The following is a 20,336-nucleotide window of genomic DNA, read 5'->3' on the forward strand; positions in this document are numbered from 1 at the left end:
TCGCCAGCCGTTGACCGTCCGATGGCGGCCGGCAGCGTGGATCGGGCCGGTACTTCCCGCCTTCGGGGTGCCGCTCCTCCGTCACCGGCCCTACGCCTCGCCGTGCCCGTGGCACCAGGAAACGGAGGATCACGCCGCCCTCAGTCGTGCCGCCTACGCCGAGGCTTCGGCACGGGGCACTGACGTCTTTGAGGCCCGGCTGCCGGGTCGGCGGTCTCCACCACGGCACGCGACCACCGAGCTGCGTGGTCACGTCACTCGATCACGAAGTCGCCGTGGCGGTGTGGGCTTGTCCGTGGGGGGTCAGCCGATGCGGACGGTGATCCCGGGGAGGGGGATGTCGGAAAGGTTCAGCTGGAGGCCCGTCACGGTCAGGTAGGTCTGCGAGTCGGTCAAGGCGGAGGTGGTGGACGGCGCCTGGGACTGCCCGCGTGTGCTCACCAGCAGGTACCAGCCCCCGCGTTTGTAGCTGCGGGAGGCGTCGGGGCGGTCGCCGTTCGGGTTCAGCGTCCAGCCCTGGCGCTCCAGGTCGGAGCAGATCGTGTTCATCTCCGACTGTGCGGCGGTCTTCTCGCGGACGGCCGTCCAGCCCGTCCTGTTCGAGTTGGCGCCGGCCGCGCCGATCGGGCGGCCCTGCGCCGGGTCGAGGCCCGCCGCGCTGACCGCGGTCCGGATCACCTCGTCCACGGCGTCCCGTGTGAGGGGCGGTGAGGTGGACTCCGGCGTGGGCTCCGCCGTGGACGGGGACGGCGTGGGCGCGCCCACGTGGATGCGCCCGTCGTCACCTATCTGGATGTGGTCCGGCAGGGCCACGGCGGCCAGACTCACGATCAAGGTCGTGGCCAGCCCGATCCACACCCTCTTCAACAGCGCGTTCAACGCGAAAACTCCCCCCGAGTGATCATTCAGAGGGAGTCTCACACATGCCGCTCGGTGCCCGGCAGCCCTGAGAGGTTCTGACAAGGCGTTGGAGGTGGCGAGGGGTGATGAAGCAGGTCGCGAGGCCGGGTAAGGCTTCATGGATGTCGTCTCGTTGTTCCCATGGGATGCGGAGCTCGTCCGACACGATCCACTGCCTCGACTGACACTTCCCAGGGCCGGACCGAACGGACCAACCGCCACCATCACCCTGCCCACTCACCTCCCGGTCCGGAGTCGGGCCGGGTGACCAGGGACCTGCTCGCCGTGTGCACGCCGCCTCGTCAGGTCCGCCTCCTCGAGCGCCGGCGGCGGTACGTCATATACGCCCGCAGGACGGTCTGACCAGTTCGTTAGGCTCAGCGCCATGGCTGCTGAACACCACCACACCTGCGCTTGCTGCACAGAACACAGGGACGGTCTGCCGCTGTCCTACGGAGCTCCGGCTCCGGCGGCGTGGAAGCCTCGGTACTCCCGGCGCCGGGACAGCGAGCTGACCGCCGACCAATGCACGATCAAAGGCCGGCACTTCTTCGTCCACGGCCTTATCGAGATACCGGTGCGCGACAGCGGCGACACCTTCTCCTGGGGAGTCTGGGTCTCCTTGAGCGAAACGAACTTCGCCCGGACGCACGACCTGTGGGACGACCCGGCACGCGCGCAGGAGCCTCCGTACTTCGGGTGGCTCTCCACCGAGCTGTCCGTCTATCCACAGACCACGCTCCACCTCAAGACCCACGTCCACACGCGCGCCGTCGGCCGGCGCCCACTGATCGAAGTGGAACCCACCGACCATCCCCTGGCGATCGAGCAGCGTGAGGGCATCACCGCCGACCGTGTGAAGGACCTCGCAGACTTGCTTCTCCGGGGCTGAAACCTCAGCGTCACGGCGATCCCGTGCACACTGCTGCCGCCGCACCGCCGGCCTGTGCGGAGCACAATCCATGACGCCCGTCAGTAGCCGGGCAGGGTGGCCGCAGGGCGGTCCGAGTCGCCCGTTCTGCGGGCCGAAGCCCCACCAGGCGCGCTTGTTCTTGCCAGGTGCTCGGCGCGCGGTCAGTGATCAGTCGGCCACGGCCTCGATCAGGGAGTACGGGGCGGCCTCCGCGAGCGGGGTGACCGACGTGACGCGCAGGGCCGCCCGGCGGCACACCTCCTCGAAGTCCGCGCGGGTGCGTTCCCTGCCGCCGACGTTCACCATCATGTTGAGGTCGCTCAGGTAGGTGCCCTCGTCCTCCGCATCGACGACCTCGGGAAGCACGGGCTCCACGATCAGGACGACGCCGTCGGGCGGCAGCACCCGGCGGCAGTGGCGCAGGATCGTGACCGCCTGGGCGTCCGTCCAGTCGTGCAGGATGCTCTTCACGAGGTACACGTCCGTGCCGTGCGGGACCGACTGGAAGAAGTCCCCGGCGATGACGGTGCAGCGTTCGTCCACTCCGTGTCGCGCCAGTGTCTTCGCAGCCTCTGCGAGGCCGTCGGCCGTGTCGAAGACGACGCCGGCGAGATGCGGGTGCGCTTCGAGGACGGCGGCCAGGAGGGTGCCGCTGCCTCCACCGACGTCCGTGACCGAGGTGAACCGGCTGAAGTCGAAGGCCCGCGGCAGCACGGCGGCCGTCTCGGAGGCGACCTGGCTCATTGCCGCGTTGAAGTCCGTGGAGAGCTCGGGGTGCCGGGCGAGGTGGCTGAAGAAGTCCGTGCCGAAGACGGAATCGAATGCGATCTCCCCCGTACGGACGCTGCTGTCCAGGTGCTCCCAGGCGCGCACGATCGCCGGATCGGTGAACATGCGGACGAACGACGCGAGGGAGTCGGGGTGACCGGGGCCGAGGAGCGTGCCCGCCGGGGTCACCGAGAACGTGTCGGGGGCGTGTTCCGCGAGCAGGCCGAGGGCGGTCAGGGCCCGCAGCAGGCGTGTCATGGGCTGGTGCGCGGTCCGGGCTCCGGCTGCTACCTCGGCGGCCGTGCGCGGTCCGTCGCCGATCAGTTCCACGACGCTCAGGCGGACTGCCGCCCGCAGGGTGTGCGCGGCCATGCTCCCGAACGCGAGCCGGACGACGAGCTCGCGGCCTGCCGCCGTCTGTGCTGTTCGTACCTCGGTGTTCGTCACGGTACTGCTTCCTTCCTTGGGGTCGGCCGATCGTCGATCGGTCTGACGAGGCGGTCAGGGCTGGGTGGAAGCGGTCAGGCCGGCCAGTGCGCCGGGTGTGCACCCGGTGAGGGCCTGGACGTCGCGGTGGAGGTGGGGCTGGTCGGCATACCCGCACGCCATGGCGACGTCGCCGGCGCGCTCGCCGGCGAGGAGCGCCCGGGCGGCGTGGTCGAAGCGGACCAGCATGGCGGCGCGTTTGGGGGTCAGGCCGACCTGGGAGCTGAACCTGGCCCAGAGCCGCTTGCGGCTCCATCCGCAGGACGCGGCGAGGTCGCCGACCCGTACGCGGCCCCGGCCGGCCACGATGGCGTCCCAGGCGGCGGCGACCTCGGCCGCCATGGGCGGGGCTCCTTCGGCCCTCTGTCTGAGGAATCCGTCCGTGAGCGCGAGGCGTTCCTGCCAGGATGCGGTGTCGGCCAGCTGCTCGCGCAGCAGCCGGGCGTGCCGCCCCCAGAGGTCCTCGAGTCCGGTGATGGAGCCGTCCAGTTCGAGCGGGGAAACCCCCAGCAGGGCGTAGGCGGTCCGGGGTGACAACGCCACCTCGACGCATTCGACGCCCTCGCCGCGGATGCGGGCCGGGCCGGGCGAGAGGGAGGCGACGAGACCTCTCAGTGGCCGGTGCCCGGAGGTGCTCTCCACCGTGACCGGGCCGGCTCCGAGCCCGATGACGATGATCACGGCGGGCTGCGGCAGCACCCGCATGTCCAGCCCGCAGCCCGTGCGGTCCCGGAACCCTGCCATCCGTACGCCGTCGATGGAGGTTCCGCGCAGGGGGCGGGCGACCTCCCAGCGGTTGTCAGAACTGCGCTCCGGGGGCGTGTCCCCCGCGTTGTCTCTGGGCATGCCTCCAGGCTCGCTGAAGTCGCGGGCCTTGTCTTGAACGAAAGTTCCGCGGCTCCTGCATGAACGAACCGTGTTCGAGCCGGGGAGCGGGGAAGTCCGCGTCGGTACCGCTGCGGGCGGCCGCGATGTCCGGCAGGCGGTCGCGTTCCGCGTCGTGCGCCGTGAAACACGAATAGTCGTTTGCCGTACCCGGCCCGCCCACTCGATCATGAAAGTTCCCGATCGAGGAGGCTTCGTGGGACTGTGTCTGTTTCCTGGGGACGGTGACCTCGCCGGCCCCGACATCAGCTGGTCCTACTCGGGGTTCAACGCCTTTCGCCAACGCTTGGCTCAAGCCGAGGGGTTCACGTTGCCGGCCATGCAGGGCTTCGGCGGGGACCGGCAGTGGAGCGAGATCTCATCGGCGCTCGAGCCCCTGCTCCACCATCCCGACGATGACGGTGATCTGTCCGCCGCCGACTGTGCGAGAGTCCTGCCCCGGCTGGCCGAGATCGTCACGGAGTGGGAGACGGAGGAAGGCGACCCCACGCTCCCGCGGCACATCGAGGATGCCCGACAGCTCGTGATCGTGCTGAAGGCCTGCGCCGACGCGGACGTCGAACTGCTCTTCGGGTGACCTTGAGGGCCCTGCAGATCGGCCCGGGACGAGGGCGAACCTCACTGTCGCGTCGCGCAGTTCGGACGGCCGCGCGGGTTGGTGGGCGCGGTGCCGCCGGTGCCGGCCAGGAGGGCATCCCGGTCGGTGAACGACGCGGGAACGCCGGCCCTGCAGTCTGCTTCAGCGTGACGCGGGAGCGGCACCTGACCGCCACCGCCGAGGGCGGTGGCGGTCAGGGAGAAGGGGGGCCGAGCAGGCGGGCCGGCGGTTGTCAGTCGAGCTGCATGGGCACGTTGATGTACTGAGCGGCAACCCAGCCCTTCTTGCCCTTGTGGGCGCCGGACTTCACCGTGATGTAGCCCCAGGCGCCGGGCTTGTCGTTGCGGCCCTTGTTGCACTGCCAGTACACATCGGTGCCCTTGGAGAGCGTGCCGGTGGCCGTGTAGCCGGTGCCCGGGCCGGTGCGGAAGTTCACCGTTGTATATACGTCGGTGTTGATCTTGATTTGGTGGGTGCAGGCTCCGCTGCCGATGGTGGCGGCGCTGGCCGTGGAGGCGGTGGCGACGGCGCCGCCCAGGAGCAGCGCGCCGGTCGTTGCCACGGTCACAACGCGGCGGGCGAGTGTGTTCATGTGCAATTTCTTCCTGGTGTCGTCGGCCTGAACTCGGTCGCCAGGCCTGCGGCGGGCCTCTTCGCCCGGGGCGCCGATACGTCGGCGACGGCGGGCGAGAAGGGCCGGGAGCGAGACAGGTTCGCCGTCACTCCGCATCCGATCTTACGTATACGCAGGGAGTTGACGGTCAATCGGGGTACTGCAGCGGCATCCCGTGGGGCCGCGCTCCGGCGAAGCGTTCGTCCTGGGTGGGGGCGAGGCTCGTGAACCCACCCACCCGTCCGCAGGTTCACGGACTCGATTCCGTTCGTAAAGTCGCTCTCCGAGAACGGGGCCTTTCGCGGCCGAGTACCGTGGCCGGTCCGCCGCTTTTGGAGACCACCGGACGAGGGTCCTCGCTGCCCATCAGGTGCTCCCGTGCGGTGGCGGCATGCGGTCAGACTGCTCTCCGGCCGCAGACGTCCCTGCGGCCGCGCAGGGTGGGCGGGCAGGGGCGGGCGGGCGGGCAGGGCGGTGTTCGACAAGAAGATCCCCGGCTCCTGGCCGGCAGACCTCTCCCCCATCGGCCTCGACCCGTGCGCCGCACCCGCACCCGCACCCGCACCCGCCGGCACCACCCTGGGGGAGAGTGACGGGCCGGTGCTGGTCACCGGGGGCGGGGCCTCCGCCGGTCGGTCGGGGGGATCATTGCGCTGAACGGATGCAGTCGTCGGGCTGCAGGGTATCCGTGGGGATCACGGTGGCCCCCTCGTGCGTTGAACCGTACGAGGGTGCGCTACAGGCCGGCACACCGCACCGCCGGCCGATGCGATGAGGAGGATTCGATGCATGCCGCCGAGGAGAACCGGCAGGAGCTGGACTCGGTCAGTGTCCTGAACGCGAAGAGGACGCTGCTCCAGCTGCTCGGCCGGGCGGGAGTCTTCGCCGACGACGCGGAGGGCCTGATCGCCCTGGTCGAGGCGGGAGCCCTGGCCGGCGCGTGCGAGGAGCTCGGCGCGCTCGGGGGGTCCGTACCGGGGGACAAGGGCGAGCCGTACGGGTCGGGCTGGCTGGACGGTGCCCGTGCCGTCACCGACGAGCTCGGCGCGATCGCCGAACGGACGCTGCGGCAGGCCGTCGACCCCGACGGACCGGGCGCCGCTGCGGCTGCCCGGCCGCCGGTCGGGCGGATCGAGGTGGAGCAGGCGAAGGCGGCCGTCACGCCGCTCTACCTCACCTTCACCGCCGTCTCCGACCTCGACCCCGAGGTCACCGAGGAGGTGCTGCGTGCCGTCCTCGGCACGATGACCTCCTGGCAGAGGGCCCGGTACGCCGGCCGGCTGGCGGAGTTCGCGGCGGCGCACCGGGCCCGTCTGGAGCGGTTGTACGTGGAGTACGGGCCCGGCAGTGCCACCGCCGTACACAGCCGCTACTCCCTTCTGCACTCCGCCACCGGCGTCGCCGTGCTGGAGCGGCTCGCCACGCGGCCGGCCGCACTACGGGAGGAGTGGGACGCCGCCGAGCTGCCGCCCGCCTGGCTGGACGGTCCGATGAGGGCCTGGGACGCGGTGGGCTGACCCCGTGGCTCCGGCGTCGGTGCTCGTTGAGGGCCGGCGGGGTCTATCCGGCCGCGCGCAGTCGGGTCGCGGCCGTCTCCGCCTCCCGTACGACGCGCTGCGTGTCGACGCCGACGAGCCGGCCGTCGAACTTCAGCGGGCGCCCGTCCACGAACACGGCCTCGACGTTCTCGGGCCGCCCGTTGAAGACGGTCTGGCCGACCCAGTCGAAGCGCGGCGCGAAGTTCAGGGCGGCCGGGTCGACGACCACGACGTCGGCCCGTTTTCCGGGGGTCAGGGAGCCCGTCCGGTCGCTGATTCCCAGGGCCTCGGCGCCGCCGAGGGTGGCCATCCGCAGGACGTCTGGGACCTGCGGGAAGATCGTGGCCTGCGTGGCGCGGGCGCGCTGCAGGCCGATGGCCGTCTTCATCAGCGCGTGGAAGTCCGAGCTGTCGTTGGTGCCGCCGTCCAGGCCGAGGCCGATCTTGACGCCCCGTCGCCCGAATTCGGACAGCCGCATGATGCCGGAGGCGAGCCGCATGTTGCTGAGCGGGCAGTGCGCCGCGCGCACGTCGTGCGCGGCGACGGCGGCGATCTCGTCGTCGGTCAGGTGGATCGCGTGGTTGATCAGGAGCCGCGGACCGAGGGCGCCGATGTCGGTGAGGACTCCGATGGGGTCGTCGGCGCGCTGCTCGGGGCGTTCCAGGACGTGGGAGTTGAGCATGACCCCGAGGTCCTGGGCGGCTTCCCAGTGCGCGTGGTTGAGGTGTTGGACGGCTCGCGCGGCGTGCGTGGCGACCTGGAAGCCGCCGAGCGGAACGGGATCGACGAGCTCCTTCTTCACCTTGGCGACCAGCGTCGGGTCGGCTTCGGAGGGGAACATCGCGTAGGTGAACCGCACTCCGGTCTCGGCCAGGGCCCGTACGTAGCTCTCGATGAGGTCGTACGAGAAGATGTCCACCCAGTCCACGAGGGTGGTCACCCCCGACTGGACGGCGTCGAGGGCGGCGAGGCGTACGAAGCTGTGCAGGGCCTCGGGGGTGAGCCGGCCCCGCTGGGGGTCGGTACATCGTGTGAACCAGCCGAACAGGTCCCCGTCGGTACAGCCTCCGCGGATCACGGCCTGCCAGAGGTGGGTGTGGGTGTCGATGAATCCCGGCATGACCAGCTTGCCCGAAGCGTCCACGATCCGGGTGCCGGGCGGGGGCCGCAGGCCCGTGCCGACGGAGGCGATGGTGCCGTTCCGCATCAGGACGTCGGCGTTGTCGAGGGCGCCGAGGGGGCCGCTGCCGAGGGCCGGGTCCATGGTGAGTACGAGGGAGGCGCCGCGCAGCAGGACGGTCGGGCCGACCGGGACCTGTGGGGTGTGGGGGACGTGGGGGCGTTCGGGGCGGGTGGTGATGCCGAGGACGAGCGGGGTGGCGGCGGCCAGGCCGAGGCCGGTGAGGATGTCGCGGCGGCTGTGGGCCGGCGAAGGAGTGGGGGACGGCTGCATGGCGTAGTACCTCCCGAGGGCTCAGAACGGAAGGCCCGCCCCGGGCGACGCCGGGTGGGGGCGTCGGGCAGGGCGGGAGAACACACGCAGCATTCCCAGCGAACTGTCATTCGATAGGTGCTTGCGGAAAACATTTTCCGTTCCGGTCTCCCGTCGGCCATCTGTCGGCCATCCATCGGCTCCCCAGGATCTGCGCCAGAGCCCGGGACCGGTTCGCGGGAGGTCTCACGCGCCGCCTCACGCGCCTCCTTGGATGCCTCCTCCCATGCCATGTCCCCCTCCGGGAGCCAGAAGTGGGGCTCCGTCAGGTCTTCGTCGGTCGCTCTCCTGTGGCCGGCCCCGGCCCGCCGGGCAGGCCGCAAATCCGTTGCGCAGGCGCCCGCCCACCGCCTAGGTTTCAGGCCACGACCACGACCACGACGTGTAGCTCAGTAGCAGAGCGCCGGGCTTCCTACCCGGAGGGCGCAGGGGCGGAACCTGCCACGTCGGCCATGAACGCACACGCTGACAAGCAGCTCCCGAACCGGTCCGCTCCGAAGGCCGCGCCCGAGACCGCACCGGTGTCCGTGTCCCCCGCCTACGCCGAGAGCCGGCTGGCCCGGGCCCTGCGGACTTCCGTCCTCCACGAGGACACCGCCACGCGCGAGCGCGCCCGCTTCCGGGCTCAGCAGTGGCGTCAGGTCCTGTCCGGCATCGGCGCGGGTTCCCTGGCCGTCGGATCGCGCACTCCGGTGGCCGGCCTGCCCGCATGGGTGACCCCGGACGTGGTTACCGGCGGCTTTGCGACCGGCTCCGCCACGGCCGGCGGGCCGCTGCTGCCGTACGAGGAGGAAGCCGCCCGGCTGGCCGGCGTACCGGCGACCCGGTCGGCGCTCTTCGCCCACTTCCTCACCGAGGACGGCCTGGCCCGCCTCTGGTCCCTGCTGGACAGCGGGCAGTACGAGGTCCGTGTGCCGGAGGAGGCCGCGCTGGCCACCGTGGCCTGGCTGGTCCGTGCCGGGGACTTCGACGCCGCCGCCGAACTCGTCACCGCGCTGCAGCCGTTCGCCGACCGGCTGCGCTTCCTGCCGCGTCCCACCGACCGGCCGCGGCCCGCGGCGGGCGCCGTGCACCGCCGGACCGTCGGCGACGCCGCGGCCGCGCTCGCCCGGCGCCGGCCGGGCGCGTCCGTCGAGACCCAGCGGGAGGCGCTCACCGTCTGGGCGCCCTTCGCGGACGACCTGCTCACCCACCGGCTGGAGGCCGTCTCCGGCACGCCCGGCCCGCACTGGCACGCCGACGGCGTTGCTCTGCTGGCGCGCTACGGGTCCCTCGCCGCTGAGCACACCCGCTGCACCAAGCACCTGAACCCGAAGTCGAACGTCGCCGTCCTGCTCCGGGCCCTGGAGGAGGAGCTCGCGGGCCGTGCCCCGGCGCCCCGGCTCGCCGGACTGCTGCGCGTGGCCGTCAGCGCGATGGTCGCCAAGCGCGGAGCACCCGGCTCTCCCGGACATGCCCGCCTGCGCCGTGTCCAGGCCGCTCAGGCGGCGCTGCCCTCGCACCACGCGCTGGCCGGTCTGGTGCTGCGCCGCCTCTCGCGGCTCGACCCGGCCGGTGGGACGGCCGATGTGGAAGCGCCGCTGGCCCCTGTGGACGAGAGGGAGTCCCTGGAGACCGGCCTGCCCGTGGGCGCGGCCGTGCCCACGGCGATCGGGAACTGCGTCCGCGCCGCGCTCAGCGCCCCGTTGGAGGAGCTGGTGGCGCGCGGCGTGGTGCCGTCCGCAGAGGTGCTCGCGGAGCTCGTGCCACAGCTCGTCGCCGCCGTGACCGCCGATCAGTACACCGACGAGCCGCTGCGCAACCTGATGGCGGGCACCTACTGCGCCTTCCGCAACCGCCGGTCCCTGCTGCTGCTGAACCTCCAGCACCAGGTGCGGATCGAGGAACTCCCCTGGCTGCGGGCGGTCTCCGCGCACCGCGACGGCGACGCCGCCGCGGGCGCCCAGGAACAGGCCGAGGAGGCACTGCGCCGGCTCGGCGGGCTGGCGGTGTCCGCATTCCCTGCGACCGTGCTGCCCAACCCGCTCGTGCGGGAGCTGTCGCACCTGGGCCGACAGGCCGAGCTGGGCACACCGTTCGTGGAGGAGCTCGCCGCCGACATCTTCATGGGGACCTTCACCCCGAAATTCCTCGTGGCCGCACGGATCGCCGCCGACCTTCTCGAAGGGAGCCTGTACGAGCGGTACTACGGCATCGACTTCGCGCGGCTGCGCCGGATGGCGGTCGCGCAGGCCGTCGACAGCGCGCAGCGCGGCCGGCCTGCTCGCAGCGCCGAAGAGTTCGCGCGGCTGTGTGCCGAGCGTGCCGGGACCAACGGGGCGAGCTGGCGGCCGGCCGTGAACGGCAAGGTGATCGAGCAGGCCCAGATCCTCACGACCCACAACCTGGCCACCCTGGCCGCCCGGGTGAAGATCGCTCCGGTGGCGGGCTGGGCGGCACTGGCCCGGGACTGCTTCGACGTGGTGTGCCGCTTGGTGAACCGAATGGCAGGTAGGCCGATGCTGTCCACCATCAAGGACACCGCGTACGCATGGCGGCAGATGCTGTTCCACCTCTCCCTGTGCGAGGACGCGGAGCGGGCGGCCGTGCTGGAGTGGATCGAGGCGGACATCCTGCGCCGGCCGCCGCTGGTGCAGGCCCGGCTGGCGCCGGCCCTCGCCGGGTTGCGCCTGGTGGCGGCGGGCGGCTCCTTCGGAGCGGACGGCACGGGCGAGCGCGGCCGTGCCCGTCGGCTGCTCGGTTGGAGCACCGACGAGCACTGGATGCGCGCGCCGACCAGGTGCTGAAGGAGTCCCCCTCTCTCCTGCCGAGAGTTTTCGTGCGGCCGGCTCGTGGCCCGCGCCGGGGAGGTCCTGCGCGCGGCGTGCGCGGGCGGAGGCGCGGCCCGGCTCTGTACCGCCCGGGCGGGTAGGCGGAGAGGGCGACCGGCCCCGTACGAGGGTCACGCCGGCCGCACCGGACCGCTCGGCGACCGGCACGGAAGGCAGGAGCGTCTTCCGATTCCGCCCTCACGTCCTCAGCCCTCCCCCGGGATTTTCACGGACCCGGCCGTCGGTCGTGCATCCGTCCGCGGCTCCCGTGGGGAAGCAATACGTCTGCGGAACATCGATTCGGCTCTCACGGGCCGGTAAGGGGTCGGCTGTGGCTGTCACCGTCCGGAGGGACATCCTCGTAGGGCTTCCTCTCAATGACCTGGTCGCCTACCTGGAGGACTTCTCCCGGACCGAGGAATGGGACCCTGGCACGGTGCGGTGCGTGCAGGTCGGCGAAGGACCGGTGCAGCAGGGAACCACGTGGCAGAACACTTCGCGCTTCCGTGGCAGGACCAGCGACCTGCTCTACCGGCTCGTCTCCAAAGAGCCGGATCGGCTGCTGTTCGTCGGTGAGAACAAGACCGTCACGGCCACCGATGACCTGGGTTTCCGGGCCCGCTCGGCCACGACCACGCTCCTCACCTACACGGCGTCCTTGCGGTTCAAGGGATGGGCACGCCTGGCCACACCCTTCCTGCGCCCCGAATTCGACAGGATGGCCGACGCCGTGGCCGACAGACTGCCGTCCGCAGCCACCATCCACCGCGGTTAGCGCCGCTGCCGCCGCGCCTGCCCCGATCCGCTGTGGCCGGACCGGACGAGAAAGACCTCGTCGGTGAAGCACCAGGCCCAGTCCTCGTCGGACGCCAGGGAGAGCACGACCGGGTGTCCGCTCAGCACATGGTGGTCATGGGCGTGCATGCCTCGCGAGCTGTCACAGCATCCGACGTAGCCGCACGTCACGCACCGGCGCAACCGCACCCAGCTCCAGCCGCGCGACAAACAGTCCGCGCAGCCGGCCGGCGGAGCCGGCGGCGACGGCTCGGACGTCGGCAGGAGCCCGATATGGGCGCAGGACCGCCCCTGCGGTCGACCGCCGTCGGGCCGGACCCGCCAGCCGGGGTCACCTGCCATCGCCACCACTCCTCACCCGTGTCGGCCGGTGCCGGCCCGTGCCCGGCGCAGCTCCGGATACGGAGGCTTTTGCATCCCTCTTCCTTTCGGCCGAGGTGCGCGAACGGATGCATCCACGGCTGGGGAATCGTCCGCGTGGTCGCGCAGCAGGGTTCCGGGGACTGCGGTGAAGCCGTCCGATCCTCGCTACCTGTGTGCGGACTTCGTCGAGCGCTTCCGGCCCGGCTGGCCCTCCGACATCGGTCACCCCGTACGCGACCCGGGACCCGCCGGCGGTCGATGACCTGCGGGCCTGGGAGGTGACGGCATGCTCGGCGCCGCCCGGCTCTTGCCGGACGTGCGCGGCGGCCTCCACCACGACTGCCCCACGGCAGCCGGGCGGTTCAGGCTTCGGGGAGGCGGCGCAGGCGCTCGGTCGCCGCGTTGCGGACGCGGCGGGTGCGGGCGTCGGTGGCGAGCAGGCTCAGCGCCTCGTACGAGGTCAGCAGCCGGACGGCGGTCCGCTGGCACCAGTCGGAGGCGGCCGTGAGCTCGTCCGCGGCCCAGGGCTCGCCGCGGGTGACGGTCTTGAGCAGGTTCCACTCCCGCAGCCGGCGTTCGGGAAAGGGCCGGCCCGCGAGGACTTCGGCCATGGCCCGGGCCCAGGCGGGGAATTCCTCGTCGGCGAGCAGTTGTACGGCCCGCCGGTCGAGGTGGGTGACGACGGCACTCTCCGCCATCACCCGGTCGGGGTCGCACAGCACGTCGGCCACGACCTCCGCCTCGCCGCTTCCGCCCGGCGCCGCGGCCAGCGACTCCAGGTGGCGGGCGTAGCGCCAGTGCTCGGGGGGCGTGTCGTCGTCGGGGCCGCTCATCGGGTCGCTCGTCGGGGCGCTCATCGGCCCACCCCCGCGTCGGCCATGGTCTCGTGGGCCGGCCGTGCCGGCCCGGCCTGTGCCCGCGCCTGTGCCCGCGCCGGTATGCCAGTGGCCGATAGCTGCTGGTTGTTTCCTCGCCCCATGGCACCCATTCCACACGACCGCCGTGAGCGGCCGGTGGTCAGGGTGCCGTCAGCGCGTGCTCAGCGGGCCGGAGCCAGCATCAGGGCCTCCGAACCGACCGGCCGGTAGCCCGCCGCCTGGAAGACCCGGATGCTGCGCGCGTTGCCGGTGGCCTGCTGGGACCAGACCGGCTGCCCGTCGGGGACGAGGTGGCGGGCGGCGCGGGCCAGTTCCCGGCCCAGCCCGCGGTGGCGTACCCCCTCGTCCACCTCGATCGCCGCCTCCCAGCGGCCCGCGACACCGCGGCCCAGGACGAGGACTCCCCCGTCCGCCGTCCAGACCCGTATGTCGTCGCGCCGGCGCAGTGCCCTGCGTACGCGGGGGTGGTCGGGGTCGGTCGCCTCCACGAGCTCCAGCCCGGGTGCGCCGGGCAGCGGCCCGGCGACGGTGAGCAGGTCGATCGTGTCGGTGCCGCGTCCCGTGCGGTCGAGCAGCGCGGCGAGGAAGCGGGGGTTCATCGTGGCGGCCAGCGCGTCGCAGTCGATTGCGGCGAGGGTGGCGTGCACCCAGTCCGGGTCCTCGTCGGTGAAGACCACGGAGTGCGCGGTGAAGGCGATGACACCCGCGTCCCGCCGGTGTTCCTGGGGGACCACGGTCGTGCCGCCGTCGGGGGGCGGGAACAGTCCGCCGGCCGCCGCGTCCAGGATGTCCGTCAGCGTCCGCCCCATGGCCGTCAGACCTGCTCGAAGTGGAAGGACTTGATGAAACAGTCGCGGGGCTGGCCGATCGCGAAGAAGATGCAGTCCACGAGCGACTGTGCGGTCAGCGGGTCCTTCGCCGTGCGCGGCGCTCCCTCCCATGCCTCCGACAGCGGGTCGTGGTTGTCGAAGTCCGGCGGGTAGAGGGAGATGACGCGGACGCCCTCGTCGCGCAGCCGGCGGGAGAGGATCTCGGTGAAACCGGCCTGGGCGCTCTTGGCCGCGTAGAAGGCCGCGTGGGCGTCGGACCGGTGGTGGCCGGTCTCTCCGCAGCCGGAGACCATGGTGACGATGTCCGGCCCGGCCGACTTCAGGAGCAGGGGGAGGAAGGCCTTGGTGGCCAGGACGGTGCCGGTGGCGCCGGAGGCGAGGGTGTCGGTCACGTCCTCGTCGGAGGCGGACAGCAGGTCGGTGCCGTGCTGGTAGCGGGATCCGTTGTTGACGAGCACGTCCAGGTGGTCGGTACGGGCGGCGACCGCGGCCGCGAAGTCCCGTACGGAGGCGGGGTCGCTGAGATCGCAGGCGTAGGCGTGGACGCGGTCCGCGTCGTGGCCCTGTGCGCGGATCTCCTCGCGGACGCGTTCGGCGGCTTCGAGGGTGCGGGCGGAGAGGTGGACCTCGGCGCCCCGGCTCGCGAAACGGAGGGCGAGGGTACGCCCGAAGTCGCGGCCGGCGGCGGTGATGACGACGCGGTGGTGCTCGAGTGTCATGTCTGCGCTCCTGATTCGTGGTCTGTACACATGATCTCAGGTGCGGCGTACGGCGGTTGGGCCGGGGAAACCGCGGAGAGCCGGCAGGGGCACGGGCGCGGGCGCGTACCGGCTCTCCGCGCCGCGGTCAGTCCTCGCCCGCCTCCTGCTCGGCCTCGGGCAGCGGGGCCCCGGTCTCCAGCAGGGTCTTGAGGCTGGACGCGAGCATCGGCCAGGCCCGTCCGCACATGCCGATGAGGGTGCCGCCGGGTTCGAAGCCCTCGTGCAGGATCGTCAGCCGTGCGAGGGTGTCGCCGACGGGTTCGATCTCGTACGTCACCTTGGTACGGCTTTCCTTCGCCAGTTCGGCCCGCAGCTCCTCGCCGATCCCGACGGAGGCCGCCCACTGCGGGGTGAAGGTGTGCCAGGTGTAGGAGAGCAGGCGGTCCGGGACGCAGTCGAGAACCACCTGCTCGGGGTCGCTGGTACGGGCCCCTCGCTCGACCCAGTCCATCGGCGAGCCCACCGCCCAGTCGGTCTCGAAGCTGAGGCCCCAGTACCGGCGGGTGAAGGCGGGCTCGGTGAGGGCCTGCCAGACCCGGGCCGGGTCGGCCTGGATGTACAGGGTGTACGTGATCGCGCTGTCGCTCATGGCCCCATGCTGAGGGACCGCGGACCGCGGACGCCGGATTTCCCGGTCACGGCGGTGGCACCGGGACGGCGGGCCTTCGCGTCGGCCCCGGGGCCGAACCCGGGTGCCCGCTCCACCGCGGGCGGCGTACCGCCGCGCTCCGGCCGCCGTCAGCAGGTACGAGGCGCCACCGGGCACCTCACCAGCGAGCGCCCTCCTCGGGGATTTCCATGGGCGGGGTGCGGGTGGGGACGGGGAGGCCGAGGGCGGACCGGGCCGCGTCGACCGCCGCGAGCTCGTCGTCGCCCGCCCGACCCCAGTCGTTCAGTTCGCGGACCTGTTCCGGGGTGGCCAGCAGGCGTGCGTACCCGGGATCGGTGTCCGTGCCCGGGGGGAGGCAGGTGAGGCGGGCCGCGGCCCGGGCGTGGGCCCCATGCCCGCCGTTCCGGTGGCCGAGCGGGGCGGCATCCTCGGTGGTTCCGGCCGTCGGGGGCGGGAGGTGGGCGGCGCCGGTGTCCCGGGAGACCAGGAGCAGGACCCGCCCGTCGGGGGCGAACAGCCATGCCCGGTGGTCCCGTACGGGGAGCCCCGCCGGGACGGGTCCCGGGTGCCAGGCGTCGTGCTGCGGGATCCGCCGGGTGCGCAGGACGCCGAGCCGGTCGAGAGCCGTCGGGGCGGTGGGCCGGCCGTCCTCCAGCAGGGCGGTGCCGGGGCCGTTGATCCGGGCGCGCAGGGCGGACAGGGCGCGGCGGGCGTCGCCCGGGTCCATCAGGGCGGGCAGATCGGCCGGCTCGGCGAAGTGGATGGCGGTGATCTCCTGGTCCGGGAGGCGGACGGCCGCGATCCGCTCCGGGGTCCAGGTACCGCCGTCGTAGACGTGCAGGATCTCGCCGGGGAAGCGCATCTCGGGCGGGAAGCCGGGGGTGTCCGCCGGGATCCAGTCCACGGCGAGGCCGCGCGGGTAGCGGCCGTCGACGCCGAGCTCCTCGCGCAGCTCACGGGCGGCGGCCGCGGACGGCGCCTCGCCCGCGTCCACGGCCCCGCCGGGGAGCAGCCGGTCGGCGCGGTAGTCGACGCTCTGGATGAGGACCCGGCCGCGTACGTCGGTGACCAGGACGACGGCGGCGGTCCACACGGCGGCCCTCGAGGCTCCGTACTCCGCCGGGGTCATCCAGGTCCCCGCCTGCCCGTGTTCGTCGATCGCGCCCTGGTCGGTCAGCTGCGGCATCGGACTCCGTTCACCGTGGGTGGACCCGCCGCCTGTGCAACAGCGGGCACGGCCCCCGGGTTACGGCGCCCCGTCCGCCGGACCGGCACCCCACGGCTTTGCCACCCCTATACCTCCTTATTACTTGGTTATGCACTCCCTGGTACGTTCCGGATGCGGACTGGCGGCATGAAAACCGCCGGTCCGACCAGACTTCCCGCAACGGGTGCCGCGCGGCCGCGCGGCACCCGTTGCGGCACACGACGCACCGCAGGCCCCACACCGCACGCACCCAGGAGAGACCCCCACATGCGACGCGCCTCCCCCACGGGCACCGGCACCCCGGCGGAACCCGGCAGGAGGTGGACCGTGACGGGAATCGCCGGCGCGGCCGCGGGCGCCGCGGTCGTCGGCTTCGGCGGGCTGTACGCCGCCGCGCTGCTCCTGGCCGGCGAGGACATCGCCGTGGGCACGAAGGTGCGCGGCGTCTCCATAGGCGGGATGAGCAGGGACGAGGCCCTCCGGACCCTGGACCGGGAGCTCGGCCCGGCCGCCGCGGCCCCGGTCGCGCTGCGGGTCGGCGAGCGCACCGAGCGGGCCGACCCGGCGGCGCTCGGCCTGTCCCTGGACAGCGGCGCGACCGTCGACCGGGCCGCCCGCACCGGATCCGGCCCGCTGACGGTGATCGGCCGGCTCTTCGCCTCCGGCGATCCCGACGTGCGCCCGGTGGTCCGCCTCGACGAGAAGGCGGCCCGCGGCTCCCTGGACGGCATCGCGAAGGCCGCCGGGGTGGAGGCCCGGGAGGGCTCCGTCGCCTTCGAGAAGGGCAGGGCCAAGGCGGTCGCCCCGGTCACCGGAATCGCCGTCGACGTGGACGGCGCTCTGGCCGCGCTGCGCGCCGGCCACCCGCTGGCCGGCACCGAACCGCTCGCCCTGCCCGTTCGGCGGACCGAGCCGAAGGTGGGCCGGCAGGAGACCGACCGGGCCCTGAAGGAGTTCGCCGAGCCGGCGATGTCCGCCCCGGTGACCCTCGCGGTCGCCGGGCGGAACATAACCGTCTCCCCCGCCGTCCTCTCCAAGCACCTGAGCCTGAAGGACGACGGCGGGGGCCGCCTCGCCCCGGGCCTCGACGCGAAGGCGCTGCTCGCCGACCCGGCCCTCGCGGGGCCGCTGCGCCAGGCCGCCCCGCGCCCCGCCGAGGCACGCCTGCGGCTCGACGGCACGGGCCGCGTCACGGTCACCGAGGAGGGCAGGGCGGGCCGGCAGGTCACGGAACGGGCCCTGAGCGCAGCGGTGCTCCCGCTGCTGACCGGCACCGGCGCGGCCGCCCGTACCGGCGAGGTCGCCACCGAGGCCGCCGCGCCCCGGCTCTCCAAGGACACCGTCGAGCAGCTCGGGATCAAGGAGAAGGTGTCCTCCTTCACGGTCCGCTTCGAGCCGGCCGCGTACCGGACGACCAACATCGGGCGGGCCGCCGAGCTGATCGACGGCTCGCTGGTGCTGCCCGACGAGACCTGGAGCTTCAACCGGACCGTCGGCGAACGCACCAAGGAGAACGGCTTCGTCGACGGCCTGATCATCAACAACGGGCAGTACGAGAAGGCCGCCGGCGGCGGGGTGTCGGCCGTCGCCACCACGGTGTTCAACGCGATGTTCTTCGCGGGCGTCAAGCCCGTCGAGTACGGCGCCCACTCCTTCTACATCGAGCGCTACCCCGAGGGCCGCGAGGCCACGGTGGCCTGGGGCAGCCTCGACCTGCGCTTCGCCAACGACTCGGGCAAGGCCCTGTACATCCAGGCCGAGGCCACGGACACCTCGATCACCATCACCTTCCTCGGCACGAAGAAGTACGAGGAGATACGCGCGGACCAGGGCCCGCGGACCAACATCAAGCAGCCGGCCGTCCGCAACGGCAGCGGCCCCAAGTGCGAGCCCCAGTCACCGCTGGAGGGCTTCGACGTGGCCGTGGACCGCGTCTTCGTGCAGGGCGGCCAAGAGGTCAAGCGGGAGACGATGAAGACGCGTTACACGCCGCGCGACAGCGTGACGTGCGCCGCATGAGGCGCACGGGGGCAGGAAAAGAGTGGGGGACGTGAGCGGTGTGGGGGACGTGAGTGGCGTGAGTGGCGCAGGGGATGTGAGGGACGCGGGGGACGCGAAAGCCGTAAGCGGTGCGGGGGCTCCGGCCCGGGGGACCGGCAGGCTCGCCGGTGTCGACGCCGTGCGCGGCCTGGCCGTCCTCGGCATGTTTGCCGTACACGTCGGTCCCAGCCCCGAGCCCGAGGGAGCCGGTTACCTCCTCGTCGCGGCCGACGGACGCGCCCCGGCCCTCTTCACCCTGCTCGCCGGCTTCTCCCTGGTCCTCGCCCAGCGCGGGCTGGACCCGTCGCAGCGGCCCCGGGGCTGGGCGCTGCGCTGGCGTCCCCTGCTGATCCGCTGCGTGCTGCTGGCCGCACTCGGCTTCTGGCTGGCCTCGTTGTGGCCCGGGATCCTGGTCATCCTGGCCTTCTTCGCCGTGTACTTCCTGGCGGCCGAGCCGTTCACCCGCCTCTCCACCCCGGTGCTCACCGCCGTGGCGGGCGCGTCGGTGGTGGCGGGACCGGTGCTGTCGTACCTGCTGGGCCCGGTGTTCGGGTACGGAGCGTCCGGGCGCGGCCTGGTCCCCGAGGCCACCGATCTGACCAGCTGGTCCGGGCTGGGTGCGGTGCTGTGCGAACTGCTGCTCACCGGGGCGTATCCGCTGGCCACCTACTTCCCGTACGTCCTGGCCGGGATGGCCCTCGCCCGTCTGTGCGACGTGCGGGTGCGGGCGGTGGCCCTGCGGATGGCGGTGTGGGGAACGGCGGCCGCCCTCGCCGGGTACGGCTCCGCCTGGCTCGCGAGCCACGTGTTCGGCGCCCGGCAGCGCCTGCTGGAGGCGATCGCGGTCCACCACCCGGAGGCCATGGCCGCCGACGACCCCGTACGGGAGGTGCTGCGCGGTCAGTACGGCGCCGTGCCGAGCACCTCCTGGGACTGGCTGCTGGTGGCCGACCCCTACAGCCAGACCCCGCTGGAGACCCTGGGCAACGCGGGCGTTGGCTGCGCCCTCATCGGGCTGTGCGCCCTGGCCGCGCGCCACGGCGCGGGCGCCCGCCTGCTGCGGCCGCTCACGGTGCTCGGGGCGATGGCGCTGAGCGCGTACGTCGTCCACGCACTGGTGCTGGCCGGCCCGGCGCACGGCGCAGCGTCCTGGTCCGCCTGGATCGCCTTCAGCGGAGCGGCGCTGGCCCTGACCTGGGCCTGGCAACAGATCTGGGCGGACAGCCCCCTGCGCCGCGGCCCGGTGGAACACGTACTCCGGCTGGCCACGCAGGGGCGGAGCGGGGCCTAGGAAGTCTCTGCCGTTTCCCCCATCCGTGTGACGGGTTCGGCTCGCGCGGCGGCGGTAGGGCAGGGTGGGCGGATGCAGCTGCGCCGGGCCCTGGCCCTGATCCTCACCGCGCTCGTGGTGGCCACCGGGTGTGTGACGGTGCGTCCCGCTGCTCCGCCGGACGCGCCGCTGCCGGGGCCGGCATCGGCGGGGGCGACGCAGGCGCGGCAACCGGCGTCCCTCGCTCTGCCGTTGAGCCCGCTCCCGGGGGCGGCCGAACCGGCCCTGCCCGAGTCCCCCGCGCCATCCCCGTCATCAGCACCGCCGGAGGCAAGGCCGGCACCCGTCCCTGCCGCGGCCGAGCGGCAGCATCGGCCGCCCCGGCGGGCAGCCGCGAAGCCCCCGCGGCACCAGCGGCCGGCGAAGCAGGCCAAGCCCGCGGCTCCGGCGAAGCCGCGCAAGCGCCCGCCGACGGTGGCGAAGCCCCGGCCCGCGCCGCAGCGTACGTTCGACATGGCCCAGCTGTGCGAGGCGGCCAAGGGCACGGTGTCCCCGTCCATCGTCGCCCTCTGCCGCTGA

19 protein-coding genes and 1 tRNA gene are annotated in these 20,336 nt (G+C 72.8%); 9 read left to right on the forward strand and 11 right to left on the reverse strand.

Annotated features, from left to right (window positions below; all coding sequences use genetic code 11):
• Positions 1 to 303: 303 nt before the first annotated feature.
• Complete coding sequence (locus tag OG753_RS06545) at positions 304 to 879, reverse strand: hypothetical protein (RefSeq protein WP_405787578.1); 576 nt, start codon at positions 877 to 879, stop codon at positions 304 to 306.
• A gap of 406 nt (positions 880 to 1,285) precedes the next feature.
• Between OG753_RS06545 and OG753_RS06550 the strand changes: the two genes are divergently transcribed.
• Positions 1,286 to 1,792, forward strand: coding sequence for a DUF2199 domain-containing protein (locus OG753_RS06550; protein ID WP_405787580.1), 507 nt, complete (start codon positions 1,286 to 1,288; stop codon positions 1,790 to 1,792).
• Positions 1,793 to 1,981: 189 nt separating this feature from the next.
• On the opposite strand, the gene OG753_RS06555 is transcribed toward OG753_RS06550, so the two are convergent.
• Both OG753_RS06555 and OG753_RS06560 read right to left on the reverse strand, forming a co-directional pair.
• Positions 1,982 to 3,028 carry a methyltransferase gene (locus OG753_RS06555; RefSeq protein ID WP_405787582.1) on the reverse strand — a complete coding sequence of 349 codons (1,047 nt, stop codon included), beginning with the start codon at positions 3,026 to 3,028 and terminating at the stop codon, positions 1,982 to 1,984.
• A gap of 54 nt (positions 3,029 to 3,082) precedes the next feature.
• Positions 3,083 to 3,913, reverse strand: a complete 831-nt coding sequence (locus OG753_RS06560; protein ID WP_327260839.1) for a helix-turn-helix transcriptional regulator — start codon at positions 3,911 to 3,913, stop codon at positions 3,083 to 3,085.
• 235 nt (positions 3,914 to 4,148) lie between these two features.
• Here OG753_RS06560 and OG753_RS06565 point away from each other — a divergent pair, with 235 nt between their 5' ends.
• Positions 4,149 to 4,529, forward strand: coding sequence for a hypothetical protein (locus tag OG753_RS06565; protein WP_405787584.1), 381 nt, complete (start codon positions 4,149 to 4,151; stop codon positions 4,527 to 4,529).
• A gap of 253 nt (positions 4,530 to 4,782) precedes the next feature.
• Here the strand turns inward: OG753_RS06565 and OG753_RS06570 are convergent, their stop codons facing one another.
• The gene (locus OG753_RS06570) at positions 4,783 to 5,142 is read right to left on the reverse strand and encodes an SH3 domain-containing protein (protein WP_405787586.1); all 360 of its coding nucleotides are present in this window, start codon (positions 5,140 to 5,142) and stop codon (positions 4,783 to 4,785) included.
• A gap of 806 nt (positions 5,143 to 5,948) precedes the next feature.
• Between OG753_RS06570 and OG753_RS06575 the strand changes: the two genes are divergently transcribed.
• Entirely contained in the window at positions 5,949 to 6,680 is a 732-nt protein-coding gene (locus tag OG753_RS06575; RefSeq protein ID WP_327260841.1) for a hypothetical protein, read from the forward strand.
• A 43-nt stretch (positions 6,681 to 6,723) separates the two neighbouring features.
• Here OG753_RS06575 and OG753_RS06580 read toward each other — a convergent pair whose 3' ends face one another.
• On the reverse strand, positions 6,724 to 8,154 hold the full coding sequence (locus OG753_RS06580) for an amidohydrolase family protein (RefSeq protein ID WP_405787588.1): 1,431 nt from the start codon (positions 8,152 to 8,154) through the stop codon (positions 6,724 to 6,726).
• Between the two features lie 417 nt (positions 8,155 to 8,571).
• On the opposite strand from OG753_RS06580, the gene OG753_RS06585 reads away from it, so the two are divergent.
• From OG753_RS06585 to OG753_RS06595, 3 genes are all read left to right on the forward strand, one after another.
• Positions 8,572 to 8,646 (forward strand) — tRNA-Gly (locus OG753_RS06585).
• Complete coding sequence (locus tag OG753_RS06590) at positions 8,646 to 10,979, forward strand: hypothetical protein (protein ID WP_405787590.1); 2,334 nt, start codon at positions 8,646 to 8,648, stop codon at positions 10,977 to 10,979. The genes OG753_RS06585 and OG753_RS06590 overlap by 1 nt, the downstream gene beginning before the upstream one ends.
• Positions 10,980 to 11,334: 355 nt before the next feature.
• Entirely contained in the window at positions 11,335 to 11,778 is a 444-nt protein-coding gene (locus tag OG753_RS06595) for an SRPBCC family protein (RefSeq protein WP_327260844.1), read from the forward strand.
• Here OG753_RS06595 and OG753_RS06600 read toward each other — a convergent pair.
• From OG753_RS06600 to OG753_RS06625, 6 genes are all read right to left on the reverse strand, one after another.
• Positions 11,775 to 12,140 carry a UBP-type zinc finger domain-containing protein gene (locus tag OG753_RS06600; RefSeq protein ID WP_405787592.1) on the reverse strand — a complete coding sequence of 122 codons (366 nt, stop codon included), beginning with the start codon at positions 12,138 to 12,140 and terminating at the stop codon, positions 11,775 to 11,777. The two genes, OG753_RS06595 and OG753_RS06600, sit on opposite strands and share 4 nt — an antisense overlap.
• Positions 12,141 to 12,523: 383 nt before the next feature.
• A complete protein-coding gene (locus tag OG753_RS06605) occupies positions 12,524 to 13,018 on the reverse strand; it encodes a hypothetical protein (RefSeq protein WP_327260846.1) in 495 nt (164 codons plus the stop codon).
• Positions 13,019 to 13,200: 182 nt separating this feature from the next.
• On the reverse strand, positions 13,201 to 13,848 hold the full coding sequence (locus OG753_RS06610) for a GNAT family N-acetyltransferase (protein WP_327260847.1): 648 nt from the start codon (positions 13,846 to 13,848) through the stop codon (positions 13,201 to 13,203).
• A gap of 5 nt (positions 13,849 to 13,853) precedes the next feature.
• Positions 13,854 to 14,588: an SDR family oxidoreductase gene (locus tag OG753_RS06615; protein ID WP_327260848.1), complete on the reverse strand. Its 735-nt coding sequence runs from the start codon at positions 14,586 to 14,588 to the stop codon at positions 13,854 to 13,856.
• 127 nt (positions 14,589 to 14,715) lie between these two features.
• Positions 14,716 to 15,219 carry an SRPBCC family protein gene (locus tag OG753_RS06620; RefSeq protein WP_327260849.1) on the reverse strand — a complete coding sequence of 168 codons (504 nt, stop codon included), beginning with the start codon at positions 15,217 to 15,219 and terminating at the stop codon, positions 14,716 to 14,718.
• A 178-nt stretch (positions 15,220 to 15,397) separates the two neighbouring features.
• Positions 15,398 to 16,426 carry an NUDIX domain-containing protein gene (locus OG753_RS06625; protein WP_405787596.1) on the reverse strand — a complete coding sequence of 343 codons (1,029 nt, stop codon included), beginning with the start codon at positions 16,424 to 16,426 and terminating at the stop codon, positions 15,398 to 15,400.
• 288 nt (positions 16,427 to 16,714) lie between these two features.
• Here OG753_RS06625 and OG753_RS06630 point away from each other — a divergent pair, with 288 nt between their 5' ends.
• The 3 genes from OG753_RS06630 to OG753_RS06640 all read left to right on the forward strand — a co-directional run bounded on the left by OG753_RS06630 (position 16,715) and on the right by OG753_RS06640 (position 20,336).
• Entirely contained in the window at positions 16,715 to 18,466 is a 1,752-nt protein-coding gene (locus OG753_RS06630) for a VanW family protein (RefSeq protein ID WP_405787598.1), read from the forward strand.
• A 58-nt stretch (positions 18,467 to 18,524) separates the two neighbouring features.
• Positions 18,525 to 19,778 carry a DUF418 domain-containing protein gene (locus OG753_RS06635; RefSeq protein WP_405787599.1) on the forward strand — a complete coding sequence of 418 codons (1,254 nt, stop codon included), beginning with the start codon at positions 18,525 to 18,527 and terminating at the stop codon, positions 19,776 to 19,778.
• Positions 19,779 to 19,850: 72 nt separating this feature from the next.
• Positions 19,851 to 20,336 carry a hypothetical protein gene (locus OG753_RS06640; protein ID WP_405787601.1) on the forward strand — a complete coding sequence of 162 codons (486 nt, stop codon included), beginning with the start codon at positions 19,851 to 19,853 and terminating at the stop codon, positions 20,334 to 20,336.

The sequence above is a fragment of the Streptomyces sp. NBC_00029 genome (genome assembly GCF_045160505.1).
Taxonomy (GTDB): Bacteria; Actinomycetota; Actinomycetes; order Streptomycetales; family Streptomycetaceae; genus Streptomyces.

Coding starts and splice junctions, on each gene's coding strand:
- OG753_RS06625 (WP_405787596.1), bottom strand. CDS start 16,426: ATGCCGCAGCTGACCGACCAGGGCGCGATCGACGAACACGGGCAGGCG.
- OG753_RS06570 (WP_405787586.1), bottom strand. CDS start 5,142: ATGAACACACTCGCCCGCCGCGTTGTGACCGTGGCAACGACCGGCGCG.
- OG753_RS06605 (WP_327260846.1), bottom strand. CDS start 13,018: ATGAGCGCCCCGACGAGCGACCCGATGAGCGGCCCCGACGACGACACG.
- OG753_RS06615 (WP_327260848.1), bottom strand. CDS start 14,588: ATGACACTCGAGCACCACCGCGTCGTCATCACCGCCGCCGGCCGCGAC.
- OG753_RS06580 (WP_405787588.1), bottom strand. CDS start 8,154: ATGCAGCCGTCCCCCACTCCTTCGCCGGCCCACAGCCGCCGCGACATC.
- OG753_RS06590 (WP_405787590.1), top strand. CDS start 8,646: ATGAACGCACACGCTGACAAGCAGCTCCCGAACCGGTCCGCTCCGAAG.
- OG753_RS06560 (WP_327260839.1), bottom strand. CDS start 3,913: ATGCCCAGAGACAACGCGGGGGACACGCCCCCGGAGCGCAGTTCTGAC.
- OG753_RS06600 (WP_405787592.1), bottom strand. CDS start 12,140: ATGGCAGGTGACCCCGGCTGGCGGGTCCGGCCCGACGGCGGTCGACCG.
- OG753_RS06550 (WP_405787580.1), top strand. CDS start 1,286: ATGGCTGCTGAACACCACCACACCTGCGCTTGCTGCACAGAACACAGG.
- OG753_RS06610 (WP_327260847.1), bottom strand. CDS start 13,848: ATGGGGCGGACGCTGACGGACATCCTGGACGCGGCGGCCGGCGGACTG.
- OG753_RS06630 (WP_405787598.1), top strand. CDS start 16,715: ATGCGACGCGCCTCCCCCACGGGCACCGGCACCCCGGCGGAACCCGGC.
- OG753_RS06575 (WP_327260841.1), top strand. CDS start 5,949: ATGCATGCCGCCGAGGAGAACCGGCAGGAGCTGGACTCGGTCAGTGTC.
- OG753_RS06640 (WP_405787601.1), top strand. CDS start 19,851: ATGCAGCTGCGCCGGGCCCTGGCCCTGATCCTCACCGCGCTCGTGGTG.
- OG753_RS06620 (WP_327260849.1), bottom strand. CDS start 15,219: ATGAGCGACAGCGCGATCACGTACACCCTGTACATCCAGGCCGACCCG.